Origin of the sequence: Paraburkholderia terricola (genome assembly GCF_003330825.1) — a bacterium.
GTDB classification, from domain to species: domain Bacteria; phylum Pseudomonadota; class Gammaproteobacteria; order Burkholderiales; family Burkholderiaceae; genus Paraburkholderia; species Paraburkholderia terricola.
Genome location: NZ_CP024941.1, coordinates 2,848,962 through 2,865,935, shown reverse-complemented (window position 1 = coordinate 2,865,935; position 16,974 = coordinate 2,848,962). Strand labels below are relative to the sequence as shown.

At 63.5% G+C, this 16,974-nt stretch carries 12 protein-coding genes; 4 read left to right on the top strand and 8 right to left on the bottom strand.

What is annotated here, in order from left to right:
• Positions 1 to 225: 225 nt before the first annotated feature.
• The 7 genes from iolB to CUJ90_RS12630 all read right to left on the bottom strand — a co-directional run bounded on the left by iolB (position 226) and on the right by CUJ90_RS12630 (position 9,220).
• Positions 226 to 1,026: a 5-deoxy-glucuronate isomerase gene (gene iolB / locus CUJ90_RS12660; RefSeq protein WP_114162927.1), complete on the bottom strand. Its 801-nt coding sequence runs from the start codon at positions 1,024 to 1,026 to the stop codon at positions 226 to 228.
• The gene (iolE, locus tag CUJ90_RS12655; RefSeq protein WP_114162925.1) at positions 1,023 to 1,949 is read right to left on the bottom strand and encodes a myo-inosose-2 dehydratase; all 927 of its coding nucleotides are present in this window, start codon (positions 1,947 to 1,949) and stop codon (positions 1,023 to 1,025) included. The genes iolB and iolE overlap by 4 nt, the downstream gene beginning before the upstream one ends.
• A 10-nt stretch (positions 1,950 to 1,959) precedes the next feature.
• Complete coding sequence (gene iolD, locus CUJ90_RS12650) at positions 1,960 to 3,927, bottom strand: 3D-(3,5/4)-trihydroxycyclohexane-1,2-dione acylhydrolase (decyclizing) (RefSeq protein ID WP_114162924.1); 1,968 nt, start codon at positions 3,925 to 3,927, stop codon at positions 1,960 to 1,962.
• Positions 3,924 to 5,963: a bifunctional 5-dehydro-2-deoxygluconokinase/5-dehydro-2-deoxyphosphogluconate aldolase gene (locus tag CUJ90_RS12645; RefSeq protein ID WP_114162922.1), complete on the bottom strand. Its 2,040-nt coding sequence runs from the start codon at positions 5,961 to 5,963 to the stop codon at positions 3,924 to 3,926. Before CUJ90_RS12645 ends, iolD begins: the two co-directional genes overlap by 4 nt.
• A gap of 65 nt (positions 5,964 to 6,028) precedes the next feature.
• Positions 6,029 to 6,856, bottom strand: coding sequence for an ATP-binding cassette domain-containing protein (locus CUJ90_RS12640; RefSeq protein ID WP_073432681.1), 828 nt, complete (start codon positions 6,854 to 6,856; stop codon positions 6,029 to 6,031).
• A 13-nt stretch (positions 6,857 to 6,869) separates the two neighbouring features.
• Positions 6,870 to 8,027, bottom strand: coding sequence for an ABC transporter permease (locus CUJ90_RS12635; protein ID WP_114162920.1), 1,158 nt, complete (start codon positions 8,025 to 8,027; stop codon positions 6,870 to 6,872).
• Positions 8,028 to 8,173: 146 nt separating this feature from the next.
• Positions 8,174 to 9,220 carry a sugar ABC transporter substrate-binding protein gene (locus CUJ90_RS12630; protein ID WP_073432685.1) on the bottom strand — a complete coding sequence of 349 codons (1,047 nt, stop codon included), beginning with the start codon at positions 9,218 to 9,220 and terminating at the stop codon, positions 8,174 to 8,176.
• A 278-nt stretch (positions 9,221 to 9,498) separates the two neighbouring features.
• On the opposite strand from CUJ90_RS12630, the gene CUJ90_RS12625 reads away from it, so the two are divergent.
• From CUJ90_RS12625 to CUJ90_RS12615, 3 genes are read left to right on the top strand one after another with little or no spacing between them, the layout of a single operon-like run.
• Complete coding sequence (locus CUJ90_RS12625; protein WP_073432687.1) at positions 9,499 to 10,380, top strand: MurR/RpiR family transcriptional regulator; 882 nt, start codon at positions 9,499 to 9,501, stop codon at positions 10,378 to 10,380.
• The gene (gene iolG / locus CUJ90_RS12620) at positions 10,373 to 11,389 is read left to right on the top strand and encodes an inositol 2-dehydrogenase (RefSeq protein WP_073432689.1); all 1,017 of its coding nucleotides are present in this window, start codon (positions 10,373 to 10,375) and stop codon (positions 11,387 to 11,389) included. The genes CUJ90_RS12625 and iolG overlap by 8 nt, the downstream gene beginning before the upstream one ends.
• Positions 11,389 to 12,429, top strand: a complete 1,041-nt coding sequence (locus CUJ90_RS12615) for a Gfo/Idh/MocA family oxidoreductase (RefSeq protein WP_114162919.1) — start codon at positions 11,389 to 11,391, stop codon at positions 12,427 to 12,429. Before iolG ends, CUJ90_RS12615 begins: the two co-directional genes overlap by 1 nt.
• 187 nt (positions 12,430 to 12,616) lie before the next feature.
• On the opposite strand, the gene CUJ90_RS12610 is transcribed toward CUJ90_RS12615, so the two are convergent.
• Entirely contained in the window at positions 12,617 to 13,747 is a 1,131-nt protein-coding gene (locus CUJ90_RS12610) for an IS481 family transposase (RefSeq protein WP_114162917.1), read from the bottom strand.
• A 339-nt stretch (positions 13,748 to 14,086) separates the two neighbouring features.
• Between CUJ90_RS12610 and CUJ90_RS12605 the strand changes: the two genes are divergently transcribed.
• A complete protein-coding gene (locus CUJ90_RS12605) occupies positions 14,087 to 16,966 on the top strand; it encodes a valine--tRNA ligase (protein WP_073432964.1) in 2,880 nt (959 codons plus the stop codon).
• The last annotated feature ends 8 nt before the right edge of the window (positions 16,967 to 16,974 follow it).

The following is a 16,974-nucleotide window of genomic DNA, read 5'->3' as shown; positions in this document are numbered from 1 at the left end:
GTTCATATCGTTGATTTATCAGTGAGTTATGCGATGAAGTTTACAGGGGCAATGCCTCGTTTACAAGCTCTTTGAGGCTTAAGTTGAGAGCATTGCCCCGCACAGGGGCAACGCTAATAGACCACTAACAAATCAAGGAAAGGCCAACGCTAATAGACCACTAGAAAATCAAGCAAAGGCCAACACCATAAAACCACAACCCCAAGCGCCGAGCAGGCAAAAACATCAACCTTCCTTCCCAACAATCCACTCATGCGCCGGATCATTCCGAAAATGCCAAACCCTCCGCGCCCCGGCCATGACATTCAGGTAATAAGAGTCATACCCATAAGGCACAACGACCGGATGATACCCACGCGGCACCATCACCACGTCATGATTCTCAACGGCCATCGACTCATCGATATCCCGCATGTCCGTATACACGCGCTGAAAAGCAAACCCCTGCGGCGGATCGAGCCGATGATAGTAAGTCTCCTCGAGCGAACTCTCATGCGGCACATTATCCGTATCATGCTTATGCGGCGGATAGCTCGACGCATGCCCGCCGGGCGTCCTGACCTCGACGACAAGCAAGGACTCGGCAGGCTCCGTCTGCGGAAGAATATCGCATACGTATCGCGTATTCAGACCCTTGCCCCGCGTGGAGCGCTTCATCGAGGAAGGTTCGATCAACCTCGCGGCATACTCGCCCTTCGCCGGCGCGCTAGCCACGCCAATCTCCGCATCCCGGCAGGCACGCACCGTCGCGCGCACGCCGGGCGGCAAATACACCGCATACGGCGCGGCATCCTCGAACACGCTATCGCGTGAACCCAGCGAGCTCCACGTGCGCTCCGCGGTTTCGATATCCACCGAACCCGTGAGCACGACAATGCACATCTCACGCGACGGCTCGAACAGATGCACCACCTCGCTCGTGCCCATCCGGTAGGCGGCGAATCCCACATACCGCCAACACGCCGATTCCGGCGTCACTCGCGCGATCGTCTGGCCTTCGCGCTGCGCCTTCACCAATAAACTCATGCTGCCTCCTGCTCAGTCTTGCTTGCGGCGCCGAGCGGTGCGTCGACCAACGTTCGCAATGTTCTGTAGCCCTTCTGCGCATACTCGAACGAGGGGGCCACCACCGGGTCCTGTTCCGCTTCCACCACGAGCCAGCCGCGATAGCCGTGCCGCTTCAACCGGTCGATGATCGCCGGGAAATTCACCGCGCCGTCGCCCGGCACCGTGAAGGCGCCATTGATCACCGCGTCGAGAAAGCTCCAGTTGCGATTGCGCGCGAGCCTGGTCACCGCGGGGCGCAGGTCCTTGCAGTGCACGTGGCATACGCGCGCGATATGCTTGTCGAGCACCGCGAGCGGATCGCCGCCGGCAAACGTGATGTGCCCCGCGTCGAACAGCAGGCCGACAGCATCGCTCGTGCGCGACATCAATTGATCGACGTCGGCGGGCGTTTCGACATAAGCGCCCATGTGATGGTGGTAAGCCAGCCGCACGCCGCGGCTTTGCGTGTAACGCGCGAATTCATCGACACGTGCGGCATATTCAGCCCATTGCGCCTCGCTGAAAAAACGCGGGCGCTGATACAGCGGCTGCGGCGCGCCCTGAATCGAATCGGCGACTTCGCCGTATACCATCGCGGTCGCGCCGTTTTGCGCGAGCAGTTCGAGATGCGGGCCGACCGAGGCGATTTCTTCCTCGACGCTGCGCCGCGCGAGCCGGCCCGAATACCAGCCGGATACCAGGGCGAGGTCGTATTGCGCGAGCAGCGTTTTCAATGCCCGCGGTTCGCGCGGAAACTTGTTGCCGAGCTCGAAGCCTTGATAGCCGATCTGGCGGCCTTCCGTCAACGCCAATTCGAGCGGCGTCTCGCCGCCCAGCGAAGGCAGATCGTCGTTCATCCACGAGAGCGGATTGATGCCGATGCGTACGTCGAAAGTGGTCATGCGGGTGTCCTCATTCCTTGTCGGTGCGCTCGACGGCGGCCATCGGTTCGGCGCGTGCCGCGAGCTGTGCTTCGTATTTCGCACGCGCCACGCGCACGCTATCGCGCGTCGACACCTCGGGCACGGCGACTTCCCACCACCAGCCGCCGTCGTCGGTGGTGCGGGCGGGGTCCGTGTCGATGCTGATCACGTAGGTGCGATCGGCGGCGCGCGCGCGTTGCAGCGCGGCTTCGAGTTCAGCGATATTCGCGGCGTGCTCGGCCTGCGCGCCGAGCGCGCGTGCATGCGCGGCGAAATCGATTCGCGGCGCGCCGAGCGGGCCTTGCAGGCAGTCGTCGAGCAGGTTGTTGAACGGCGCGCCGCCGCAGGCCTGTTGCAAGCGGTTGATGCAACCGTAGCCGCGATTGTCGAGCACCACGACGATCAGCTTCGCGCCGAGCATCACCGAAGTCGCGATCTCGCTGTTCATCATCAGATAGCTGCCGTCGCCGACCATCACGATCACTTCACGCTCGGGGCGCGCGAGTTTCACGCCGAGACCGCCGGCAATCTCGTAGCCCATGCACGAATAGCCGTACTCGACGTGATACGCGCCCGGCCTGCCGGCGCGCCACAGCTTGTGCAATTCGGCGGGCAAGGTGCCGGCCGCGCACACGACGATATCGTCCTTATCCGACGCCGCGCTCGAACGCTGCACCGCGCCGATCACGTCGCCCTCGTAAGGCAGCACGGTCTCGCGTTGCGGCGCATGCGTGAGCGTGCTCACCGTGTCGCGCCAACTCGCCGCGAGTTTGTGCGCGCGTGCGGTCCATGCGCGGTCCGCGTGCCAGCCTTGCAAGCGTTCCGCGAGCGCCTCCAGCGCGAGACGCGCGTCGGCTTCGACCGTCAACGTGCGATGCTTGACGCCGTCGAAGGCGTTGGCGTTGATGCCGATCAGCTCGGCCTGGGTGAACAGCGTGTTCGAGCCGGTCGTGAAATCCTGCAAGCGCGAGCCGATCGCCAGCACGCAGTCGGCGTCGAGCGCGAGCGCGTTCGCGGCGGGCGAGCCCGTCACGCCCAATGCGCCGGCGTTCAACGGATCGTTCCATGCAAGCGAACTCTTGCCGGCCTGCGTTTCCGCGACCGGAATGCCGTGCATGGTGGCGAAGCGGTGCAGCGCGTCGCTGGCGCGGCCATACAGCACGCCGCCGCCCGCGACGATCAACGGACGCCTGGCGCGCCGCAGATGCGCGAACGCGGCGTCGATCTCGTCGTCGCGCGGCGCGGGCGCATGAAAAGTCACGACACGCGGCGCGAAAAAGTCCGCGGGGAAATCCCATGCCTGCGCCTGCACGTCCTGCGGCAACGCGAGCGTGACGGGACCGCACAGCGCGGCGTCGGTCAGCACGCGAAGCGCGCGCGGCAGCGCGGTGAGTAATTGCGCCGGATGCACGATGCGATCGAAGTAACGCGACACGGGTTTGAAGGCGTCGTTGGCGGACACGCCGCCATCGTTGAAATCCTCGACCTGCTGCAAGACCGGATCGGGCGCGCGCGAGACGAAGATGTCGCCGGGCAACAGCAGCACCGGCAGACGGTTCACGTGCGCGAGCGCGGCCGCCGTGAGCAGATTGGTCGCGCCCGGCCCGATGGAAGTCGTGACCGCCATCATGCGGCGGCGGAAATGCGCCTTCGCATACGCAATGGCGCTGTGCGCCATCGCCTGTTCGTTATGCGCGCGCAGCGTGGGCAATGCGTCGCGGTGCTGATACAAGGCTTCGCCCATTCCCGCGACGTTGCCGTGCCCGAAGATCGCGAACACGCCGCCGAAGAGCGGCTCGCTACCGCCGCGGTCCTCGGTCGCGACGCGTTGAGCGGCGAGATAGCGCACGAGCGCCTGGGCGGTCGTCAGCCGGACGGTGCCGGCGAGGCGCGAGCTTGCTTCGCCGGTGCCTCGAGCGGACGCCGCATCGTCATGATGCAATACGCGGTGGTTCATGCCGCCTGCTCCTGGTGATGGCTCGCCGTGGCGGACTGCGCGGCTGATGTGCCGCGAGCCGCGCGCCACGATGCGATCAGTGTTTCGAATGTGCGGCGCACGCGTGCGATCAGTTCGTCGTCACCGATCTCGCCGGCGAGCCACGCATGGCTCGGCTCGTGAAAGATCGTGCGGCCCACGGTGAAGCCGCGGCACGTCGCGGATTGGGCCGCCGCGCGAAAGCCCTCGTTCAACTGTTCGACGCCCGCCGCCAAACCGAGCAGCACCACGCCCCGGCAATACGGATCGCGCTCGGCGATCAGCGCGTCGACGGCTTGCCATTGCGCGGCGTCCATCGGTTCGAGCTTCCACCATTCCGGATAGATGCCGATGTTGTAGAGGCGCTTCAACGCGCGATACACGATGTCCGGCCCTTGCGGCAGATGGGCGTGCTTCGGCGGAATCACTTCGAGTAGCAACTCATGCCCGCTCGCTTGCGTCGCGTCGTAAAGCGCGCGCAATTGCGCTTCCTGTTCGAGGCGCTGTTCGATCGGTTCGTCGGGATGAAACTGCACGAGGCACTTGGCGATATGCTCCCGCGGCCACGCGACGAGCGTCGTGCCGATCGAGCGGCCATGATCGAACACCAGCGGCACGGAGCCCGGCAATTCCACCGGACGGCCGAGCCACCAGCCGCGGCCGGTCGCGGCGTTCAACGCGTCCTGACCATAGCGGTCGTCGATCAATACGGCGATGCGGCCTTGCAGACCCAACGCGCTTTCGGTCTGCGCCACCGCTTCGACGAATAGCCCCTTTAACCGCGCGATGCGCGCTTCGTCCGCGCCGGTTTGCTGCGCGAGTTCGAAGAACTGGTTGCGATGATCGAACGCGAAGCCGAGTACTTCGTTCCATTGCTTGCGCGCGGGCGAGACGCGATGCAAGCGCGCCAGCGTCGCGTCGCGATCGGGGCGGCGCATGCGCTGCGGGTCGGCTTTCGCTTCGCGCAGGAAGTAGTCGAGCTCGGCCGGCGTCGGCATGGCGGGCGCGCAGCCGTGGCGCGAAACCACCAGCGCGCCGCTCGCGTTCGCGGCGCGCGCGCAGGCTTCGAGCGGCTGATCGCGCAACCATCCCGAGAGAAAGCCCGAGGCGAACGCGTCGCCCGCGCCGAGCACATTCAACACTTCGACTTCCACGCCGCCGTGAACCGGCAGGTCGTCGAGCGAGGCGGGCACCTTGCCGTCGATGATCTGGCAACCCATCGGCCCGCGCTTCAACACCAGCGTGGCCGGCGTGACGGCGCGCACCATCGCGAGCGCGTCGACCAGTTCGGTCTTGCCGCCGGCGATGCGGAATTCCTCTTCCGTGCCGATCACCAGATCGAACAGCGGCAGAATGCGCTGCAAATGCGCGGTCACGCCTTCGCTCGCGACGAAGCGGGTTTCGCCGTCCGCCTTGCCGGTGAGACCCCACAACACCGGACGGTAGTCGATATCGAGAACCGTGCGCACCTGGTTGCGTCGCGCGTAATCGAGTGCGCGGCGGCTCGTGCGGTTCACCTGCTCGGTGGAAAAGTGCGTGCCGGTAATCAGCAGCGCTTTCGACGACGCAATGAACGCTTCGTCGAAATCCGCTTCATCCACCGCCATATCCGCGCAGTTCTCGCGATAGAAGATCAGCGGAAAGGTATCGCGGTCCTTCAGGCCGAGCAGCACCAACGCCGTGAGGCGTTCCTGATCGACGCGCACATGGCTGACGTCGCAGCCTTCCTTCGTCAAGGTTTCGGTGAGAAAGCGGCCCATGTGATCGTTGCCGACGCGCGCGAGCATCGCCGAGGCGAGGCCGAGGCGCGCGCAGCCGAACGCGATATTCGCCGACGAACCGCCGAGGTACTTCGCGAAGCTCGACACGTCTTCGAGCCGCGCGCCGACTTGCTGCGCGTAGAGATCGACGGCGAGGCGGCCGAGGCAGACGATGTCGCGGCCGCGATCCGGCGCGAAGCGGCTGGCCGCCGTCCCGACTCCGGTTGCGGCGCCGCTGGATGTGCTGGAATGATCCATGAATGTTCCTGAGTGGCTGTACGCGGCGACCGGCGCGGCAAGCACCGGAACGCCGCGCGAATGAATCAGATCTCCGCGCCTTCGAGTTCGCCGATCATCTTCTGCATCTCGGCGCCGCCGGCCATCATGTCGAGCACTTCGTCCTTGCTGATGGTGTCCTTGGTGAACGTGCCGAGCGATTTGCCGCGATTGAGCAGCGTGAAAGAGTCGCCGATCGGATACGCGTGGTGCACGTTGTGCGTGATGAAGATCACCGAAATGCCCTTGGCGCGCGCCTTGTGAATCAGCTTCAGCACGTTGAAGCTCTGCTTCACGCCGAGCGCGGCGGTAGGTTCGTCGAGGATCAGCACGCGTGCGCCGAAGTGAATCGCCCGTGCAATCGCGAGGCACTGTTTCTCGCCGCCCGACATGGTGCCGATCGGCTGATGCGGGTCGCGCACGTTGATGCCCATTTCCGCGAGTTTGTCGCGCGCGGTGGTCGCGCTGGTTTCGAGGTCCATCACGCTCAGAAAGCCGAACAGTTTCTTTTGCGGCTCGCGTCCCATGAAGAAGTTGCGCGCGACCGAGAGCAGCGGCACCAGCGCCAGATCCTGATAGACGGTGGCGATGCCGAGATCGAGCGCGTCTTTCGGCGACTCGAACAGCACCGGCTTGCCGTCCACCAGATACTGGCCGGAAGAGGGCTGATGCACGCCGGCGAGCGTCTTGATGAGCGTCGACTTGCCCGCGCCGTTGTCGCCGAGCAGGCAATGCACTTCACCGCGTTTCAGGCGCAAGGTCACGCCGCTCAACGCGATCACCTTGCCGAAGTACTTGCTGACGTTCTCCAGCGCGAGAATGATGTCGTCCTGCGCCGCGCTTGCGGTGCTTACCGTATTCGTCGTATCGGACATGATCGTCTCCTCGTTACGATTGCGCGACGCGGCGGCGCACGTAGTGATTGAACAGCACGGCGATCAGCAGCATCACGCCGAGGAACACGCGGAACCAGTCGGAGCTGACGTTGGTGTACGTGATGCCGATTTGCACGACGCCGAAGATCAGCGCGCCGAAACAGGCGCCGACGACCGAGCCGTAACCGCCCGTCAGCAAGGTGCCGCCGATCACCGCGGCGATGATCGCCTCGAATTCCTTTTGCAAGCCGCGGTCCGCCGCGGCCGAGCCGATGTCGCACACTTGCAGCACCGCGAACAGGCATGCGCAGAACGCGGTCAGCACGAACAGCGAGATCTTCACGCGGCGCACCGGCACGCCGACGTTTTTCGCGGCGTTCGCGTCGCCGCCCACGGCGAGAATCCAGTTGCCCGCGCGTGTCTTGGCAAGCACGAAGGCGCAGACAGCCGCGAGCGCGATCCACCACAAGATCACTTTGGGAATGCCCGGCACCAGCGCATGACCGTTATCGAGCATGGTGCCGATGCCGTGTTGCGCGAGCATCGTGAAGAAGCCGTTGAACGCCACGCCATGAAACAGCGTATTGGCGAGCCAGTCGTTTTGCGCGAGATCGCCCACGCCGGAGACGATGGTGCGGTCCGCGAACATGATCGACAGCGCCAGCGTGAGGCCGCGCAGGATGAACAGAAACGCGAGCGTGACGATGAACGACGGCAGGCGCGTGCGCATCACCAGATAGCCGTTCAGCGCGCCGAGCAGCATGGAGCCGGCGAACGCGAACAGGATCGCGAGCGAGATCGGCCAGTGAAAATACACCGACGGAATCGCGACCATCATCCCCGAGAAGCCGATCATCGAACCGATCGACAGATCGAACTCGCCGGCGATCATCAACAGACATGCGCCGACCGACAGTATCCCGAGATAGGCGGACACTTGCGACCAGTTCATCACGCCGTCGAGATTGAACATGCCGGAACCGCCGGCGGTCAGCGCGAAAACCAGGAACACCAGCACCGCGCCGGATATCGCGGCGAATTCCGGCCGGTTCAGCAAATGACCGAACCATGATTCCTTGCGCACGCGCTCATCGGAATCCGAATGCGACGGCGCCGCATTGGTGTTGCTCGTTTCGACAGGCGGGGGAAAGTGTTTGCCGGCTACACCCATGACGTCTCCTTGGAGCCCGGCTGTGTCTCGGTTCACGCGCGAAGGCGGAGTGAGAACGGCAGCCGGTGAAATGCGCGGTGGAGGCGGGCGTGCCGCCCGTATTGAAGCGGCCGCCCGCCGCGCGCGTGACTAACTAGAGGAAAGAATCAGCGATACTGCCCTGCGTACTTGATGACCTTGTCGAGGTTGTCCCTGGTGATGAAGCCCGGACCCGAGCGGATGTTCTTCGGTCCATACGACGGCGCGAGACCGTAGGTATCGAGGCGCGCCTTGAACTTCGGATTGGCTTCGAGAATCTGGCGGATCTTCGCCGGATCGGTGGTGTGCTCCTTCTTCACGATCGCGAGCACCGCCACCGGGATATAGCCTTGCAAGTACGGCTGCTGGTCGATCGCGAACTGGATCGTGCCGGCCTGGATCGCCTTGGCGATGTCGTCGGAGAAGTCGAACGTGGCGAAATAGATCTTGCCCGCGAGGCCCATCTGCTGAACCGCTTTCAGCGTGGCCGAAGCGGGGGTCGGTCCGAGCGTGAGGATCGCGCCGGTGTTCGGATGGTTGCGCAGATAGGCGCTGACCTTCGACTGGATTTCGGTCGGGTCCTGGCCGGAGTCGATCGTGGACGACTTGTAGTCGACGCCGAGCGCTTCGGCGAAACCGCGGCAACGGTCGAACGAAACCGTGTTGGTGGCGATGTGATTGACGCACAGGAACGACTTCACGCCGGCTGCTTTCGCTTTCTCGCCGGCCGCCTTGCCGGCGACGTATTCGGGTTGTCCCACGTGCATGATCGCGCCCAGTTGCGCGCTTTGTTCCTCGGTGCCCGAGTTGATCGTGACGAGCGGAATCTTCTTCGCGGTCACTTTGCTGATCGAGCTTTTCAGCACGTCGTAATCGGCGATGGTGACGATCACGCCGTCGTAATTGCGCGCGGCCGCCTGTTCGACCAGACGCGCCATGTCGGCGATGTCGCCGTTCGGCGGATTGCGATAGTCGGTCTCGACGTTGAAGTCCTCGTCGGCCTGCTTGATCGCGTTCTTGATGGTGTTCCACCACGAATCCGAATCCGGCGCGTGGCTGATCAGCACGAAGTGGGCGTCAGCCGCGCGGGCGGCCGAAGCCGCGCCGAATCCCGTCGCCAACGTCAATGCCGTTACCAGAATCCTGAGCGTAGCCTTGCCCTTGCAAAGTCTCATTGTCTCCACCTTTTCTCGGTCTGTCGTTATTGAAGGGAGCGTCTGGCGGGCGGCTTTTGATCCGCTTGCGGCCGGTATGGGGTCGCCCTTGCACCATTGCTCACGACCAAGATTAGGCCATCTTCCGAAGCGTTGCAATGAAAATTTCATAATAAATAAAAATGGAAAATACGTTCCATTTGCCCGGCGCCCTGCCTATAATCGGCAGCGTCAGGAGGCAGTGTGGGCGGGCTTTGCAAGCGTCTGTCGCACTGCAATAAAGCACCCGAGAGAGAGCCATGGCGGAAGAGAGCACCGAGGAATTGCCGAGCGTCGATGAATTGATGCAGCGCATCGCGGAAAACTACGAAGCGTTGCCGCGTCAGTTGAAAAACGTGGCCACGTATATCGAGCAGCATCGGTCGAGCGTGATGGTGGATCGCACTAGCGACATCGCGGCGAGTTGCGGCGTGCATCCGTCCGCCGTGGTGCGGTTCGCGCAGCGCTTCGGCTTTTCCGGCTTCTCCGATTTGCAGGCGGTGTTCCGTCAGGCTTACACGGGGCAGGGCACGTCGTCGCCGAGTTATCAGCAGAGGATTCGCAAGCTGATCGACGAGAAGCCCGGCGCGTTGTCCGGCGGTTCGGTCGCGCGCGAATTCATCGCGGCTTCGCGCGGCGGTCTGGAGGAACTCGAAGCGGGACTCGACGACAAGCAGTTCGACGCCGCCGTGAAAATGCTGCAGCAGGCCGACAACATCTACGTGGTCGGCGTGCGGCGCTCGTTTCCGGTGGCGAGCTACATCGTCTACGCGTTGCAGCACACGCCCAAGCGCGTGCATCTGGTGTCGGGATTCGGCGGCATGTACCGCGAACAGATTCGCAGCGTGAAGAAGGGCGACGTGGTGATCGCGATCAGCTTCGCGCCCTATGGCAAGGAAACGCAGTATTGCCTGCGCGTGGCGCACCATCATCAGGCGAAGACGCTGGTCATCACCGATAGCCAGCTTTCCCCGCTCGCGCGCTACGCCACCACGCAACTGTATGTGAAAGAGGGCAGCGCGTTCGCGTTCCGCTCGCTGACCAGCACGATCTGCTTGTGCCAGGCGTTGTTCATCGCGCTGGCGTACAAGCTCGAATTAAACGTGGAAGAATCCAAGGACATGGGAGGATACGATGACTGACGCGGTAAGGACGATCGACGTAGCGGTATTCGGCGCGGGGCGCATCGGCAAGATTCATGCGGCCAATCTCGCGCGGCAACCGGGCGTGCGGCTCAAGTACGTGGTCGACGTGAATCGCGAGGCGGCCGCGGCGCTCGCGGCCGAACACGGCGCGCAGGTCGCGGATATCGACGGCGCGATGGGCGATGCGTCGATCGGCGCGACGGTGATCTGTTCGAGCACGGACACGCATGCGGACCTGATCATGCAATCGGCCGCGCAGAACAAGCACGTGTTCTGCGAGAAGCCGGTCGATCTCACGCTGGAGCGTGCGCGCGCCTGCGCCGAAGCGGTCGCGCGCGCGGGCGTGGTGTGCATGATCGGCTTTCAGCGCCGCTTCGATCCGACGTTCTCCGCGCTGAAGTCGCGTATCGATGCCGGCGAGATCGGCACGCCGGAAATGCTGGTGGTGACTAGCCGCGATCCGGGCGCGCCGCCGGTGGAGTACATCAAGCATTCCGGCGGCATCTTCAAGGACATGCTGATTCACGACTTCGACATCTTCCGCTGGATTCTCGACGACGAAGCGGACACGCTGCACGCCACCGGCAGTTGTCTGTCCGACCCGGCGATCGCGGAAGCGGGCGATATCGATTCGACCGCGGTGACGATCCGCACGAAGCGCGGGCGATTGTGCCAGATCAATACCGCGCGCCGCGCCGCGTATGGTTACGATCAGCGCTTCGAAGTGCTCGGCAGTGCCGGCATGCTGCAGGCGGGCAACGTGCGGCCCACGGAAGTGACCGCGTACTCGAGAACCAAAGTGTCGAGCGACGTGCCGGAAGCGTTTTTTCTCGAACGTTATCGCGCGGCTTACGCGCTGGAAATCGCGCATTTCTTCGACGCGGTCACGCACGGCAAGCCGGTGCGCACGACCGTCGCCGATGGCTTGAAAGCGCTCGAACTCGCCGACGCCGCCACGCGTTCATGGCGCGAGGGCCGCGCGGTGAAACTCGGCGAGGCATCGTGATGAAGGCGGCCGCGGGGCGGGTTCGATTGGGTGTGGTCGGTCTTGGGCGGTTGGGCAAGCGTCATGCGGAGAATCTCGCGTATCGCGTGCCCGGCGCGGTGCTCGTCGCCGCTTGCAGCCCTCTGGAGGAAGAGCGGGCGTGGGCGCGCGAGGCGCTGCCCGAACCGCGTCTTTATGACGATTACGCCGACCTGCTCGCCGATCGGGAGGTGGATGCGGTGTGGCTCGTGACGCCGTCGTCGTTGCACGCGCAGCAGATCGTGGATGCGTTGCACGCCGGCAAGCATGTGTTCTGCGAGAAGCCGTTGTCGCTGGACCTCGCCGAATGCGAGCGCGTGCTGGCCGAGGCCGCGCGCTATCCGCATCTTCAGGCGACGATCGGCTTCATGCGGCGTTTCGATCCGAGCTATAGAAACGCATTCGACATGGTCGAAGCCGGCAAGATCGGCACGCCGTTTCTCGTGCGCTCGCAAACCACGGACAAGAACGATACCGATGGTTTCTTCGTGCGGTTCGCGGCAACGTCCGGCGGCATTTTTCTGGACTGCACCGTGCACGACATCGACGTCGCGCGTTGGTTGCTGGGCAAGCCGCGCGCGAAGCGGGTGTTCGCGGCGGGCGCGATTGCGCTGCACGAGGGGCTGCGTGAGTTCGGCGATGTCGACAATGGCGTGGCGATTTGTGAATTCGAAGGTGGGAAGCTCGCGATGTTCTATGCGTCGCGCACGCAGGCGCATGGGAATGACACGCATAGCGAGGTGATCGGCACGGGCGGTGCGCTGGCGATCGGGCGCAATCCGCGTGCGAATCGTGTTGAGATTTATGATGCGACCGGTGTTCGCAATGAATGCACGCCGAGTTTTTTTGATCGGTTCGAGGAGGCGTTTTTGCATGAGGCGCGGGCGTTTGTCGCGGCGGTGCGGGGTGGAGGGCAGGGCCGGGGGCAGGGCGGCGCCACATTGGAGGATGCGGTTGAGGCTACTCGGATTGGGGTGGCTATGCGGGAGTCGTTGGTGAGGGGGGAGGCTGTTGTGGTTTGATGGTTTTGGTGGTTTGGCCTGCTCGGCGGTGGTGGTTTTGGTGTTGTTTTTGTTGGCCTTTGCTTGATTTGTTAGTGGTCTATTGGCGTTGCCCCTGTGCGGGGCGGCACCTACTTCTCTTTGCCGGCCGTGTACAGACCGGAGACATGGTTGACGAACGTGCGAGGACATCGTTGACACTTTATGGTCAGCGGTTTTCGCTCCTCAGGTCAAGGGTGAGGATGCGGTGATGGGCAAACCAGAATTCAAATACGCCGTCTTCGCCGTCCTTTGCGCGTGCTGCAACCGGCAGCCGGTAAAGTGCTTTCGAGACCTTCAGGCGCCGTCCTTCAAAGCGTAGCTCGCCATTTGCCTTGACCCGCAGCACCACGTCATCCGGGCCGTACTCCGGCTCGCGCAGGACCGATGGAAACGCCCGCGGGCTCGGCTGGTAACGGCTCATCGGAGTGTCCATGCCGATCGCCTCATGCGGGCGCTCGCAGTTATAGATGGTGCGCCAGCGGTCCAGTTCGCGTTGCACGTGCTGCTGGGTGGCGAAGCTCCGTTCGTTCAGCACTTCGGCCTTCAGCGTGCGGTGAAACCGCTCGTCCTTGCCGTTGGTCTGCGGATGGTAAGGCCGGCTGTAGCTGATGCGGATCCCCAGCCGGATCAGCCAGACGGCCAGTTCGGTGAGCTGCCCCGGGCTGCCCGGTGAACCCCATGGCGAACCGTTATCGGTGTTGATGCGCAACGGCAGGCCGTAGTGGCCGAATGCCTCGCGCAGGCCCGCCTGCACCGTGGCCGTATCGGTTGGCCCACAGGCGCGCAGCAGGATGCTGAAGCGCGAATGGTCGTCGAGCACCGTCAGGGGGCTACAACGCCCCTGCTCGAGGGTATCGAAGTGTCCCTTGAAGTCCATCTGCCAGAGGACGTTGGGCTGCTCGTGCTCAAAGCGCTTCCAGGGTTCACTCATCGCTGAACCGGCCGGCAGGATCAGATTGTGCCGGTGCAGGATGGCTGTCACGGTGCTGGGCTGCGGCACCGCTTCAAAGCCCAGATCCCGCAGGCGCCGGCTGATCTTGCGGCCGCCCCAGCGCGGGTGTGCCTGACGCAGGCGCACCACCTCCTGCTCCATCTCAACGGTGGTCTTTGAGGGACTGCTGGCAGGGCGCCGCGACTGATCCGCCAGCGCGTCCTCGCCACGTCTGAGCCATTTGTAGCCGGTCTGCCGGCTGATGTTAAAGCGCTCGCACAGTTCGGTGACCGTGAGCGTGCGCTGACTGGCCAGATGAACAAATTCCTGTCTGAGGCCCATGGTGTCTCTTGCGTTCCAGGGCATGGTCGGGACCGGGCGTTTTCGTACCCGGAAGTGTCAACCATGTCCTCGCACACCTGTCAGCTATGTCTCCGGTCTGTACACGGCCGGCAAAGAGAAGTAGGTGCCGCCCCGCACAGGGGCAACGCTAATAGACCACTAACAAATCAAGGAAAGGCCAACAAAGCAAGCAAGGCCAACAAATCAAGCAAGGCCAACAAATCAAGCAAGGCCAACAAATCAAGCAAGGCCAACAAATCAACAACCACAACCATCAAACCCCGCCGAGCAGGCCAAAACCAAACCCCACCCGCAGCGCCGCTTATAATCGAACATTCTCCGCATCCACCAGCCGATCAACAAATGAGCGACACCCCGAGCGATACCACCTCCACGCTTGCCAAAAGCTTCGAGCCCCACACGATCGAAGCCCACTGGGGCCCCGAATGGGAAAAGCGCGCCTACGCCGCGCCCTCCTTCGACGCGAACAAAAAAGACTTTTCGATCCAGTTGCCGCCGCCGAACGTCACCGGCACGCTGCACATGGGCCATGCGTTCAACCAGACGATCATGGACGGCCTCACCCGCTACCACCGCATGCTCGGCGAGAACACGCTGTGGGTGCCCGGCACCGACCACGCGGGCATCGCCACGCAAATCGTCGTCGAACGGCAACTGGACGCTCAAGGCGTCTCGCGTCACGACCTCGGCCGCGAAAAATTCACCGAGCGCGTGTGGGCATGGAAGCAGGAATCCGGCTCGACCATCACGAATCAGGTGCGGCGTCTCGGCGCTTCCATCGACTGGTCGCGCGAATACTTCACGATGGACGACAAGATGTCGGCCGCCGTGCGCGACGTGTTCGTGCGCCTGTACGAACAGGGCCTGATCTATCGCGGCAAGCGCCTCGTGAACTGGGACCCGGTGCTGCTCACCGCCGTCTCCGACCTCGAAGTCGTCAGCGAGGAAGAGAACGGCCACCTGTGGCACATCCAGTATCCGCTCACCGACGGCTCGGGCCATCTGACGGTCGCCACCACGCGTCCGGAAACCATGCTGGGCGACACTGCGGTGATGGTGCATCCCGAAGACGAACGCTACGCGCAGTTGATCGGCAAGACGGTCACGCTGCCGCTTTCGGGCCGCGAAGTGCCGATCATCGCCGACGATTACGTGGACCGCGAGTTCGGCACCGGCGTCGTGAAAGTCACGCCGGCGCACGATTTCAACGACTACCAGGTCGGCCTGCGCCACAAGCTGCCGCAAATCGAAATCCTCACGCTCGACGCGAAGATCAACGAGAACGCGCCGGAAAGATATCGCGGCATGGACCGCTTCGAGGCCCGCAAGCTCGTGGTGGCCGATCTCGAAGCGCTCGGCGCGCTCGAATCGGTCAAGCCGCACAAGCTGATGGTGCCGCGCGGCGACCGCACGGGCGTCGTGATCGAGCCGATGCTCACGGACCAATGGTTCGTCGCGATGAGCAAGCCGGCGCCGGAAGGCACCTTCAATCCCGGCAAGTCGATCGCGGAAACCGCGCTGGACGTGGTTCGCAGCGGCGAAATCAAATTCGTGCCGGAGAACTGGACCAGCACTTACTACCAGTGGCTGGAAAACATCCAGGACTGGTGCATCTCGCGTCAGCTCTGGTGGGGTCATCAGATTCCGGCCTGGTACGGCGAAAACGGCGAAATCTTCGTCGCGAAGACCGAGGAAGGCGCCCGCGAAAAGGCGGCGGAAGCCGGCTACACCGGCCCGTTGCGGCGCGATGAAGACGTGCTCGACACATGGTTCTCGTCGGCGCTGGTGCCGTTCTCGTCGCTTGGCTGGCCCGCCGAGACGAAGGAATTGAAGCACTTCATGCCGTCATCGGTGCTCGTTACCGGTTTCGACATCATCTTCTTCTGGGTCGCGCGCATGGTCATGATGACCACGCATTTCACCGGGCGCGTGCCGTTCGAGACGGTCTACGTGCACGGTCTCGTGCGCGACGCCGAAGGCCAGAAAATGTCGAAGAGCAAGGGCAACACGCTCGACCCGATCGATATCGTCGACGGCATCGGCCTCGACGCGCTGGTCGCCAAACGCACCACCGGCCTGATGAATCCGAGGCAGGCCGCGTCGATCGAAAAGAAAACCCGCAAGGAATTCCCCGCGGGCATTCCGGCATTCGGCACCGACGCGCTGCGCTTCACGATGGCGTCGATGGCCACGCTCGGGCGCAACGTCAATTTCGACCTGGCACGCTGCGAGGGCTACCGCAACTTCTGCAACAAGCTGTGGAATGCCACCCGCTTCGTGCTGATGAACTGCGAAGGCCACGATTGCGGTTTCGGCAAGCCGGCGCAGTGCGGCGAATGCGGTCCGGAGGGCCACCTGAATTTCTCGGCGGCCGACCGCTGGATCGTCTCCCGCCTGCAACGCGTGGAAGCGGAAGTCGCGAAGGGTTTCGCCGACTATCGTTTCGACAATGTGGCCAACGCCCTATACAAGTTCGTATGGGATGAATACTGTGACTGGTACCTCGAACTCGCCAAGGTGCAGATCCAGACGGGTCAGCCGAACCAGCAGCGCGCCACGCGCCGCACGCTGCTGCGCGTGCTCGAGACGGTGTTGCGCCTCGCGCATCCGGTGATTCCGTTCATCACCGAGGCGTTGTGGCAGAAAGTCGCGCCGTTGGCCGGCCGTTACCCCGAAGGCAAAGCCGAGGGTGAAGCGTCGATCATGGTGCAGCCTTACCCCGTTGCGGAGCCATCGAAGATCGACGAAGACGCCGAGCAATGGGCGGCCGACCTGAAGGCCGTGATCGATGCGTGCCGGAACCTGCGCGGCGAAATGAATCTGTCGCCGGCGGTCAAGGTGCCGTTGCTCGCGACCGGCAACGCGGAGCGTCTGCGCACGTTTGCGCCGTACGCCCAGGCGTTGGCTCGCTTATCGGAAGTGCAGATCATCGCCGACGAGGCAGCGCTCGATGCACAAGCGGATGGCGCGCCAATTGCTATCGTAGGCAGTGACAAGCTGGTGCTGAAGGTGGAGATCGACGTGGCCGTCGAGCGCGAGCGCTTGTCCAGGGAGATCGCGCGGTTGAGCACGGAAATCGTCAAGTGCAACGCCAAATTGCAGAACGAGAGCTTCGTGGCGAAGGCGCCGCCGGCAGTCGTCGAGCAGGAGCAAAAAAGGCTGGCGGAATTCGAAGCCACGGTCGGCAAGCTGAAAGCGCAGTTCGCGCGCTTGCCGGCCTGATCGAGGCT

What these genes read in the sequence shown, in the direction of transcription:
- CUJ90_RS12640 (WP_073432681.1), bottom strand. Translation starts at nt 6,856, where the DNA reads ATGTCCGATACGACGAATACGGTAAGCACCGCAAGCGCGGCGCAGGAC.
- CUJ90_RS12605 (WP_073432964.1), top strand. Translation starts at nt 14,087, where the DNA reads ATGAGCGACACCCCGAGCGATACCACCTCCACGCTTGCCAAAAGCTTC.
- CUJ90_RS12645 (WP_114162922.1), bottom strand. Translation starts at nt 5,963, where the DNA reads ATGGATCATTCCAGCACATCCAGCGGCGCCGCAACCGGAGTCGGGACG.
- CUJ90_RS12635 (WP_114162920.1), bottom strand. Translation starts at nt 8,027, where the DNA reads ATGGGTGTAGCCGGCAAACACTTTCCCCCGCCTGTCGAAACGAGCAAC.
- CUJ90_RS12630 (WP_073432685.1), bottom strand. Translation starts at nt 9,220, where the DNA reads ATGAGACTTTGCAAGGGCAAGGCTACGCTCAGGATTCTGGTAACGGCA.
- iolE (WP_114162925.1), bottom strand. Translation starts at nt 1,949, where the DNA reads ATGACCACTTTCGACGTACGCATCGGCATCAATCCGCTCTCGTGGATG.
- CUJ90_RS12625 (WP_073432687.1), top strand. Translation starts at nt 9,499, where the DNA reads ATGGCGGAAGAGAGCACCGAGGAATTGCCGAGCGTCGATGAATTGATG.
- iolB (WP_114162927.1), bottom strand. Translation starts at nt 1,026, where the DNA reads ATGAGTTTATTGGTGAAGGCGCAGCGCGAAGGCCAGACGATCGCGCGA.
- CUJ90_RS12615 (WP_114162919.1), top strand. Translation starts at nt 11,389, where the DNA reads ATGAAGGCGGCCGCGGGGCGGGTTCGATTGGGTGTGGTCGGTCTTGGG.
- iolD (WP_114162924.1), bottom strand. Translation starts at nt 3,927, where the DNA reads ATGAACCACCGCGTATTGCATCATGACGATGCGGCGTCCGCTCGAGGC.
- CUJ90_RS12610 (WP_114162917.1), bottom strand. Translation starts at nt 13,747, where the DNA reads ATGCCCTGGAACGCAAGAGACACCATGGGCCTCAGACAGGAATTTGTT.
- iolG (WP_073432689.1), top strand. Translation starts at nt 10,373, where the DNA reads ATGACTGACGCGGTAAGGACGATCGACGTAGCGGTATTCGGCGCGGGG.